Raw genomic sequence first — 8,647 nt, forward strand, 5'->3', positions numbered from 1 at the left:
CCTAGATCTGATGTTGGAACAAACTATTTTTGCGAAAAACCCTTGACACTACCCCACGAACCGTGGCGCAGTCGCCCTCTTCGCTGCCGCTGGTAAGCGCGCCGGCAAGAAGGACCTCGGCCTCATCGCCATGAGCTACAAGAACGTCTGTGAGCCAAAAGCGACTTGTCTTAACAAGTCGTGTTGGCGAGAGTGAGGCGTGAGCCGAACGGTCGTCATGGTTGGGCAGTATCGCCCTCGGCGCAAACGACGCCCAGGCCCTGAAGGTTCTCCAGGAAGCAGAAGCACTTTACACGACCGCACAAGTCAATTGCAAAAGGGATAATGCGACAGACATGTGCTCTCGCCTACGACGACAACTTGACAGTTGTCGCCTCCAGCTTGGTCCGTCGCTGATCATCTGCTACTGCCCCTGCATCAACCACGGTTTCGATCTCAACAGCCAGCTTCAGCACCAGAAGATGGCCGTGGATTCCGGTTACTGGACTCTGCTCCGTTACAACCCGGCTCTCGCCGCCGAAGGAAAGGCTCCGCTTATCCTCGACTCCAAGAAGCCGACAATCCCGGTTGCAGAATACATCTACACCGAAAACCGCTACAAGCAGCTCACCCGTAACAATCCGGAAGTGGCCAAGAAGCTCGCCGACGACCTCCAGAAGGAAGTTGACGCCCGCTATGCATTCTATGATGCAATGAGCAAGGACACTGAAGGGTTGATCAGCCTCTAATCGGTTAACGATTAATTAAAACGCCCCGTCACGATGAGTGACGGGGCATTTTTTATATTTTGTCCAAAAAAGAGGAGTAACAAATGCGCTTTTTCGTTTTCAGCTTGATGTTGGCGGCTGCAGCCCATGCCATTACTTGTACAGAAGGACTGCTTATGTACTATAAGGAACTGTACGGCCTTTACCTTGGAGAAACCAATGTAATTTATGATAGTTCCTATGTATACTATACGGGTCAAGAGAATTTTGAATCCACAAAACTGATTCGTAACAGCAATCAAATCATGGAAATCAATGAGTCTTTTGTCAATGGCAAATTTAATTCGAATACAAGCGTTTTCTTTTATCAAACCAACGATATTTCAAATCCAAGCAACAGTAGCATCGTATTCCAAAAGAATTTTCTCGGAGACACCCTGTTCATTGAAGCCATTGTCGACGAACCTGACGACGAAGAAAACCCGCGCATCTCTCAGCAAACCATCAAGATTTTCAAGGACGGCATCACAAATATTGTAGCAAAATCTGACATAAATGAAAACATTCATGAACGCTATACAGAAATTTTTCAAAAAAACGACACATTATATGTAATAAGTCGTTCTACTTCAAATGGCGTACCAATGGGATTTAAAGAAACACATTTCATTCTAAACGAAGAAGAAGATCCGCAGACCTGTCATGAATACTACGAGGCTTTTGGTTGTGCAATAAACAAATGTACAGTAAACGGAAATCAAATCAAGGACGGAGATATCATGGTGTCATACGATTACTCCATCAAAGAAAACGACTCTGGCTATATGATTGAACACACCCGCTACAACAAAATTTTTAGATGGTTTATGGTTTATCAAGACAAAAGTCCGACATCTTTCGCAAGGCGAGTAATCCACACAAAAAGTACCCTCCGCAACTACTATTTCGACACCAAGGGTCGAAAGCTTTTCAAGGCTAACCCTTACAGAGTACAATTCTAGCGGGATTTCGGCTGCCTACGTCACAGCCTAAGCTATATTCAGCAAACTGGTAAACCCAGTCAGTTCCAATACTTCGCGGACGCTTTGATGCAAATTGACAAGAGTCATTTTACCCTTTTCAGCAGACAGTTTCTGTTGAGAAGTCAGAAGCACCCTGAGTGCCGCTGGAGAAATGAAATTCACCTTATCAAAGTCCGCAATAAGATTCTTGGATTTGGAACAGGCCGACACCATTTCCGCTTCAAAAGCATCTGAGGTTGATGATTCAATTACACCTTGCAACGCAAGAATCAAGGTTCCGTTATTTTCAGAAACCTTGACTCCAAATTTTTTCCAAAAAAATGCACTTTTTTTGCCCATATCCCTTGACAAGCGTGAAGAACCTTTTTATATTTGGCTCGTTCGGTTAGGAAACTGACTAAACAAAACCACTGGGGTGGTAGCTCAATTTTGGTTAGAGCACCGGCCTGTCACGCCGGAGGTTGCGAGTTCAAGCCTCGTCTATCCCGCGAAAAAAGATCTTTCTCTGAAAGGTCTTTTTCGTTTATTGGGCAAAGCCCGCTCCATCCAATCTCAGCAAGGCCACCCACAGCCCCCTATTACCCCCTACTCTTTGTTGCTATATTTTGTACAACTGTTAGGAGGATTTATGCGAGCCAATACCGGTATACGCAAGACAGCCCTTTTTGCATTTTGTCAAATCGCGTTTATCTGCACCACGCTCTTTCTTATCGCAAGCACCTTTACCGCTTGTAGCGGGTACGGCGACGATTACGCCAACAACCTACTGTCCAACGATTTTTTCTCGTCTTCTAGCGATCGTTATAAGTCCAGTTCTTCCGTCAAGACTTTCTTCAGCTCCTCCAGCTCTGTCAAGTACAGTTCATCCAGCAAGAAGCGTAACTTTTTCGACGAAAGTTCCAGCAGCATTAGCGACTCCGACAACATTGTCCCAATCGTCAACACATTCGAAGGTCTCGATTCCTGCCAAGACGGTAAAAGACTCGCCCTGAGAAACGACAGCACCATATACCGCTGCTTCTACGGCACATGGTATAAGGAAATCAAGAAACTCCCCGAATGCAACAATAAAACCGAGAAAAAAACATTCTTCAAGAGCCTGCCCTACATCTGCGTTTCGGGCGAATGGCGAGAAATCACCGAGATGGACGTCGAGCTCGGTTTCTGCACCGAAAAGCTCCAGGGCACCACCAAAACCTTCGGCAAGAAAGAATACACATGCGACAGCCTTTCGTGGCGAAAGACGACGCTGATCGACATCAACGGAGAATGTTCCAGCTCAAATATCGGCAAGAAAATCACCTACGACAACACCGACTACGTTTGCCGCGATAACCTCTGGCAATCGCTGAACAACATCGAACTTGATTCAGGCCTCTGCACGCCGAGCCGCTCAGGAGAAATCATCAAAATCAAGGCCAGTTCGTACTTCAAGTATTACATCTGCAAAAATTACGAATGGACCTACACCGAAAGCCCTGCCGACATTTACGGGAAATGCACAAGCGCCAAAGAAGACTCCGCCTACACCGTTTACACGACTTCCTTCGCCTGCCGCAACGGAGAATGGAGAAACTTCACGGCCATCGAAAACAAGTATGGACTGTGCACCAAGACCATGCAGGATTCGCTAGTCACCGTAAGCAGCACCAACCACGTCATTTGCGACAAAAACGAATGGCGAAGCGCACTCCCCGAGGAATTCTACGGCGCCTGCAACAGCAAGCAACAAGATGTCGTATACCAGAACGACACCAACGTGTACACCTGCAATTCCACATCGTGGATCAAGATCAGCACACCACCCTACAACCTGGCCTACTGCCTGCACAAAAATGAAGGCGATACCTACAGAGCCACAAGTACAAAGACTTACCTGATTTGCAACGACTACGAATGGAAGAAGACAGACTCGCTCACCTATGAATTCGGAATATGCAACAAGGAAAACCTTGGCACAAGGAAGCACCCGAACACGGATTCGCTCGGCTACGAATGTAGGTCGACCTCTAGCGGCTACGGCTGGACAAAACTCACCATCAACGACTACGACTTCACCTGCAACGAGGCAAACCAAGATGTCATGTTCAAGGGTTACCTCTGCGACAACGGAGAGTTACGCACCCTGACAAGCCTAGAAAAGAGCCTTGGCATATGCACCAAGAATAGCCTCGACAAAAAAGCCGCCAAGTCCTCGACCTACTACAGGTGTACCTCTACAGGCTGGACGTCCATTTCAAAGGACGAATACAACCTCAAGGACTGCACCTCCGAAACCGACAGCAGCGTTGCCAAGATTTCAAGTGGCGTCTACTTTTGCACCAACAAGAAATGGACAAAACTTCCAGACATGGACAAGGCAACCTGCACCCCCGGCGCACTCGCTGTCAAGGACAGCATCCTTTACCAATGCGTCAAAAACCAAAGTTACTACAACAACTATTGGCACTCCATCAGCAGCGTCGTTTACGAACATGGATTCTGCAACGAGTCACGTTACAGCGATCTCGTTCTCTATAAAAACAACTACTACGCCTGTAAAGACCCCGATTGGCAAAAAGCTTCGATAGGAGAGATTTTCGAAAGGTCTTCCTGCAGCGAAACAAGAACCATTGAGGACCTCACCTACACCTGTTCCGGAGGAGTGTGGTCTCCAAAATACGGAACCATGAAAGATCCTCGCGACGGACAGACCTACAGGACATTGACCCACAACAAGCAGACCATGATGGTCGACAACCTGAACTACAAGACACCCAATAGCTGGTGCTACCAGAACACAGACCGTTTCTGCGATACTTACGGAAGACTTTACCCATGGGAAGACGTAAAGACCGCCTGTCCCGAAGGTTGGCATGTCCGAGCAGCCGACGAAGAACTTATCAGTCGCTCAATCATAGAGTATTACGACTACGACTACTGGCAGCAGGACGTCTTTACACAGCACCTTTACAAGGGGCTTGAAATCAAGGGTTCTGGACTCCGCTACGATAACGGCTCCTTCGAATACGAGCTACGTTTTGCAGGATTCTGGACCGCAACCGAACTGGAAACCGATCCAAACTACGCCCTTGTTCACTTGTTCTACCAGTATACCTCGACAAACGTCAGGAACGATTGCTCTAGCGACGGAAACCCGATTAAGGGCACCTGCTTTAGCAAGCAAGCGGGCCTTTCGATCCGCTGCGTTAAGGACTAGACAAAAGATCCTGCATTTGCAGGACAGACTAAAGACGAGAAAAAGCACCCTTCAGGGTGCTTTAAAAATTTAGAGCGAACGCAACTCCGCTTATTCGTGGACAATCACGTTGTCGAGCGTCTTGTCCTCGACCTTGACGTTATCCCAAAGCACGGCGTTACTGATCGTGCTATTTTCGATCACGCACCCCTCGCCCACCGACACGTTCGGACCGATGGTGCTGTTCACGATTTTTGCACCCTTGCCAATATAGCAGGGAGCAACCACCTTGACACCCGGCAGATTCACCGTGGCACTATTATCGTTACGCTTGAGTACATGGGCGTTCGTTTCGAGCAGGGTTTCGGCAAGGCCACAGTCCAGCCACTTCTGCACCGGAGCCGTACGGAACTTGCAGCCCTTCTGAATCATCATCTCGAGGGCATCCGTCAACTGGAACTCGTTCTTGGTGCGAATATCGTTATCCATCAGGTACTTGAGCGATTCCTTGAGAACCTTGGAGTCCTTGATATAGTAGATGCCGACAATCGCCTCGTCCGACACGAATTCCTGCGGCTTTTCTACCAGGCGCGTAATGCGACCTGCGGTATCGGTCACGGCTACGCCAAAGCGACGAGGATCTTCGACCTTGTATGTGTAAAGGACGTTTTCATCCATACTATTCAGAATAGACAAATCGGCCTCGAAAAGGGTATCCCCCAAAATGATGAGCACCGGTTCGTCGTCATCCACGTATGGCAGTGCAAGGCTGACCGCCTCACCAAGACCCTGAGGATTAGACTGGACTACCGTACGGGTCTTGCCCCAGGCAGGACGTCTAGTCAAAAAGGCATCGACCGATTCCGCTTTATAGCCAGTAATAAAAATCGTCTCGTTCGGTTTTAAACCAAGGGAATCTTCTACAATCCAATCCAAAATAGTCTTGCCCGCAACAGGGAGCAAGCACTTCGGCACATTTTCGGTGTAAGGACGCAGACGCAGTCCGTTACCGGCGACGGGCAGAACAATCTTCATTATAAATGTTTTCCTCTAAACAACAGATATTGTAATTTTTTCTAAAGATAGAAAATTATTACAATTTTGCAACCAACATCATTACAAATAACGTTGACAAAATATACAAAGTGAGCCTCATCACAGACGGCTTCGGACACAAAAAAGAACCTCTCTTTTCTGAGAGGTTTTCGTGGATGATGCAGGGGTCGAACCTGCGACCCGCTGATTAAGAGTCAGCTGCTCTACCAACTGAGCTAATCATCCATTGTCGCTTGGACGCGCACAATTATAGAATAATACGAGGTCCTTGTCAAGGGACATTCTCAAAAAAAAGACGATTTTTTTTCAGAATGGACGTCCTCATTTGGGTCGCCCCGGATCTTCCGGATTCTTGAAGATATACAGGAGCCAGGCCGTCATCATTTTCGCCTGTTCTTCGGTGAGCGGAGTGATTTCCATGGCAGGCCAATCATCGGGATGCTGCGGAGTCGGATGCATCAGGTAACGTACCATATCTTCCGGCTTTTCGGCATAATTTGCCACGTTGTCGCGCATCGGAGGGGCCGCAAACTTGCGGGCCCAGCGGTGACACCCCTTACATTCATTATTATAGTATTCCTGGGCATCATTTTTAAGTTCAGGAGTAACCGGCGGAAGCACAAATGCCTCCACCGCGAAAAGCGCACATACTGCCACAAAAACGATGACTGCCACCCGCAGTTTCAAGACGCGATCCTTCTAATACAAAATTTCTCATAAATATAGACTTTTTTTACAAAAAAAGAGTCTTTTTTCGACCTGAGCAGCAGGCTCATCATTCAATCGAAGTAAGTCTTGCCAAAGCAAGGCGAAACCATCAATTACAAAGAAATTCCTATCTTTGTATCAGGAGACACAAATGAAAAGATTTCTATTTAGTTTGCTGATTTTAGCGGGCTATGCCGCCGCAAACTCTTGTACAGATCTAATTGCGAATAACAACGATTCCTTCATCGCTTCTGGAAATGTCCACCGCGATTCTTCCTATTTTCTTGAAGACGGCGACAACGCCTGGTCCCACAAGTACACCTGGAACGACGGAAAACTGGAAAGCATACGGTTCGACCCGATGAGAGAAAGTGAATCTCCTTTTGTCGAGCCCGTCTACTGGAATGCGGACGAAACGGCCCTAACAGGGAAGAGATCCGAAATCATCGTGACGCAGAGAACTTCCGGTGATACCATTATATATGTCCAAAAGAACTTCTACGAAGGAGAACTCGAAGATTCCGTCACCTACAAAAAAATCAACGGCCATATTTACGCATTGAGACACACCCCCGGAAATTCGAACTGGAGCGACATCTGGACCTTCAACGACACCTATCTTTCGAACGATACCGTATACCATAAAACAATCTATGACTACTATACGGATAATCCTAGATACTACACGCAGTACATTGTCGGAGACCCAAACAACGCCTTGAAATGCCTTGAATACGAGGAGAACGAAAACGAGCCAAAGCTTCTCGAAACGGTAGAACTCGTCTACACCGAAAACGGGTTCATGTTCAGATACAATAAAAGCTCGGAGGACTACTCCTACTTGCGCGAGTTCTTCTTTGTGTACGACGAAGAAGGGCCAACAGGTATCCGCAAACAGCGCTCGGCTGTAAAGATTTCACCGAAGGCAAGGTATTTCGATTTGCTTGGTAGGTATAAATTTACGCGATAAAGGAGATGCCCTGTCATCCTGGAGGCCAAAGGCCGATAGGACCCGACGGGCATGACAGATTAGAGAATGGGCTTTATTGAAATTATCATTATCGCGATTGTAGAGGCGATGGACTGCTTCGCCGTCTCGATTGCCACGGGACTTTCAAAAAAAGGAATCCAGTACAGCCGCGCCATGCTCCAGGCGGTAAGCTTCGGCGTTTTTCAGGGCGGCATGACTTTGCTCGGGTATTTCCTCGGGAGCTTTGCCGAGCGCTGGTTCAATTCTGTTGGCACGCCTATCGCCTGCACCATCCTTTGCATTTTAGGCGGACGCATGATTTGGGGAGCCGTTCGTGGGGATTCCGGCGAAGAAGAAGGCGAACAGATTGCCGCAAAGAACCTGACGATTGCAAACATCTTGCTGCTTTCGGTCGCGACAAGTATTGACGCCTTTGCCGTCGGGATTTCGTTTGCATTCCTGAACGCGAACATGGTGCTTGCCACCAGCGCCATTGCACTAGCTAGCTTTATTATGGGCGTTCTCGGCTATGAAATCGGCCGACACGCAGCCAAACGTTTCAAGACAAAGATTCCCGAAATCATCGCAGGAATTATCCTAATTGCAATTGGCTTAAAAATGCTTTTATAGTGGTTTGCGCTTAATTTCCTGTTTACCAGCCACTGTTTACTAACCACTTGTCTTTCTATATTAGCAGGTATGGATCAGAAAGACATTGACCACACCCGGTATTTTGAGTTAAAGAAACAGCTAGAAGAAGCAAGCCGCCTTTACTACAAGGAAGGCGTCTCCCCCATGAGCGACCAGGATTTCGACTTTGGCCTCAAGGAGATGGAAGCACTCGAAACGAAGTACCCGGAACTTCGCGGCAATGCATCGCTCACGCAGCGGGTCGGCAGTGACTTGACCAACGACTTCGCGAAAGTTGCGCACGCGGTGCCCATGCTCAGCATCGCGAACGTGTACAGCGCCGAAGAAATGGCAGAGTTCGTGAAAGCCGCCGAGG

At 47.8% G+C, this 8,647-nt stretch carries 8 protein-coding genes, 2 tRNA genes and 1 pseudogene; 7 read left to right on the top strand and 4 right to left on the bottom strand.

Annotated features, from left to right (window positions below; genetic code table 11):
* The first annotated feature begins 221 nt into the window (after nt 1-221).
* Nucleotides 222-728 (top strand): hypothetical protein, encoded by a 507-nt coding sequence (locus Q0W37_RS14555; protein WP_297702272.1) that lies wholly within the window; start codon nt 222-224, stop codon nt 726-728.
* A gap of 83 nt (nt 729-811) precedes the next feature.
* Complete coding sequence (locus Q0W37_RS14560) at nt 812-1,708, top strand: hypothetical protein (protein ID WP_297702273.1); 897 nt, start codon at nt 812-814, stop codon at nt 1,706-1,708.
* A 27-nt stretch (nt 1,709-1,735) separates the two neighbouring features.
* Here the strand turns inward: Q0W37_RS14560 and Q0W37_RS14565 are convergent, their stop codons facing one another.
* A complete protein-coding gene (locus tag Q0W37_RS14565; RefSeq protein ID WP_297702274.1) occupies nt 1,736-2,068 on the bottom strand; it encodes an STAS domain-containing protein in 333 nt (110 codons plus the stop codon).
* Between the two features lie 73 nt (nt 2,069-2,141).
* On the opposite strand from Q0W37_RS14565, the gene Q0W37_RS14570 reads away from it, so the two are divergent.
* Nucleotides 2,142-2,217 (top strand) — tRNA-Asp (locus tag Q0W37_RS14570).
* Between the two features lie 140 nt (nt 2,218-2,357).
* Nucleotides 2,358-4,928, top strand: a complete 2,571-nt coding sequence (locus Q0W37_RS14575) for an FISUMP domain-containing protein (protein ID WP_297702275.1) — start codon at nt 2,358-2,360, stop codon at nt 4,926-4,928.
* A gap of 90 nt (nt 4,929-5,018) precedes the next feature.
* Here the strand turns inward: Q0W37_RS14575 and Q0W37_RS14580 are convergent, their stop codons facing one another.
* From Q0W37_RS14580 to Q0W37_RS14590, 3 genes are all read right to left on the bottom strand, one after another.
* Nucleotides 5,019-5,942, bottom strand: coding sequence for a sugar phosphate nucleotidyltransferase (locus Q0W37_RS14580; RefSeq protein ID WP_297702276.1), 924 nt, complete (start codon nt 5,940-5,942; stop codon nt 5,019-5,021).
* A 173-nt stretch (nt 5,943-6,115) separates the two neighbouring features.
* A tRNA-Lys gene (locus Q0W37_RS14585) sits at nt 6,116-6,188 on the bottom strand.
* Nucleotides 6,189-6,284: 96 nt separating this feature from the next.
* On the bottom strand, nt 6,285-6,638 hold the full coding sequence (locus Q0W37_RS14590) for a c-type cytochrome (RefSeq protein ID WP_297702277.1): 354 nt from the start codon (nt 6,636-6,638) through the stop codon (nt 6,285-6,287).
* A gap of 184 nt (nt 6,639-6,822) precedes the next feature.
* On the opposite strand from Q0W37_RS14590, the gene Q0W37_RS14595 reads away from it, so the two are divergent.
* The 3 genes and pseudogenes from Q0W37_RS14595 to Q0W37_RS14605 form a co-directional block, all read left to right on the top strand.
* Nucleotides 6,823-7,641, top strand: a complete 819-nt coding sequence (locus Q0W37_RS14595) for a hypothetical protein (protein WP_297702278.1) — start codon at nt 6,823-6,825, stop codon at nt 7,639-7,641.
* 66 nt (nt 7,642-7,707) lie between these two features.
* The gene (locus Q0W37_RS14600) at nt 7,708-8,271 is read left to right on the top strand and encodes a manganese efflux pump (RefSeq protein ID WP_297702279.1); all 564 of its coding nucleotides are present in this window, start codon (nt 7,708-7,710) and stop codon (nt 8,269-8,271) included.
* Between the two features lie 69 nt (nt 8,272-8,340).
* A pseudogene (locus tag Q0W37_RS14605) lies at nt 8,341-8,647 on the top strand (NAD-dependent DNA ligase LigA); the annotation flags it as partial.

This window comes from uncultured Fibrobacter sp., from assembly GCF_947166265.1.
Taxonomy (GTDB): domain Bacteria; phylum Fibrobacterota; class Fibrobacteria; order Fibrobacterales; family Fibrobacteraceae; genus Fibrobacter.

Bases quoted from the DNA above. Each gene is read 5' to 3' on its own strand.
- Q0W37_RS14565 (WP_297702274.1), bottom strand. From the start codon at position 2,068: ATGGGCAAAAAAAGTGCATTTTTTTGGAAAAAATTTGGAGTCAAGGTT.
- Q0W37_RS14575 (WP_297702275.1), top strand. From the start codon at position 2,358: ATGCGAGCCAATACCGGTATACGCAAGACAGCCCTTTTTGCATTTTGT.
- Q0W37_RS14600 (WP_297702279.1), top strand. From the start codon at position 7,708: ATGGGCTTTATTGAAATTATCATTATCGCGATTGTAGAGGCGATGGAC.
- Q0W37_RS14560 (WP_297702273.1), top strand. From the start codon at position 812: ATGCGCTTTTTCGTTTTCAGCTTGATGTTGGCGGCTGCAGCCCATGCC.
- Q0W37_RS14580 (WP_297702276.1), bottom strand. From the start codon at position 5,942: ATGAAGATTGTTCTGCCCGTCGCCGGTAACGGACTGCGTCTGCGTCCT.
- Q0W37_RS14595 (WP_297702278.1), top strand. From the start codon at position 6,823: ATGAAAAGATTTCTATTTAGTTTGCTGATTTTAGCGGGCTATGCCGCC.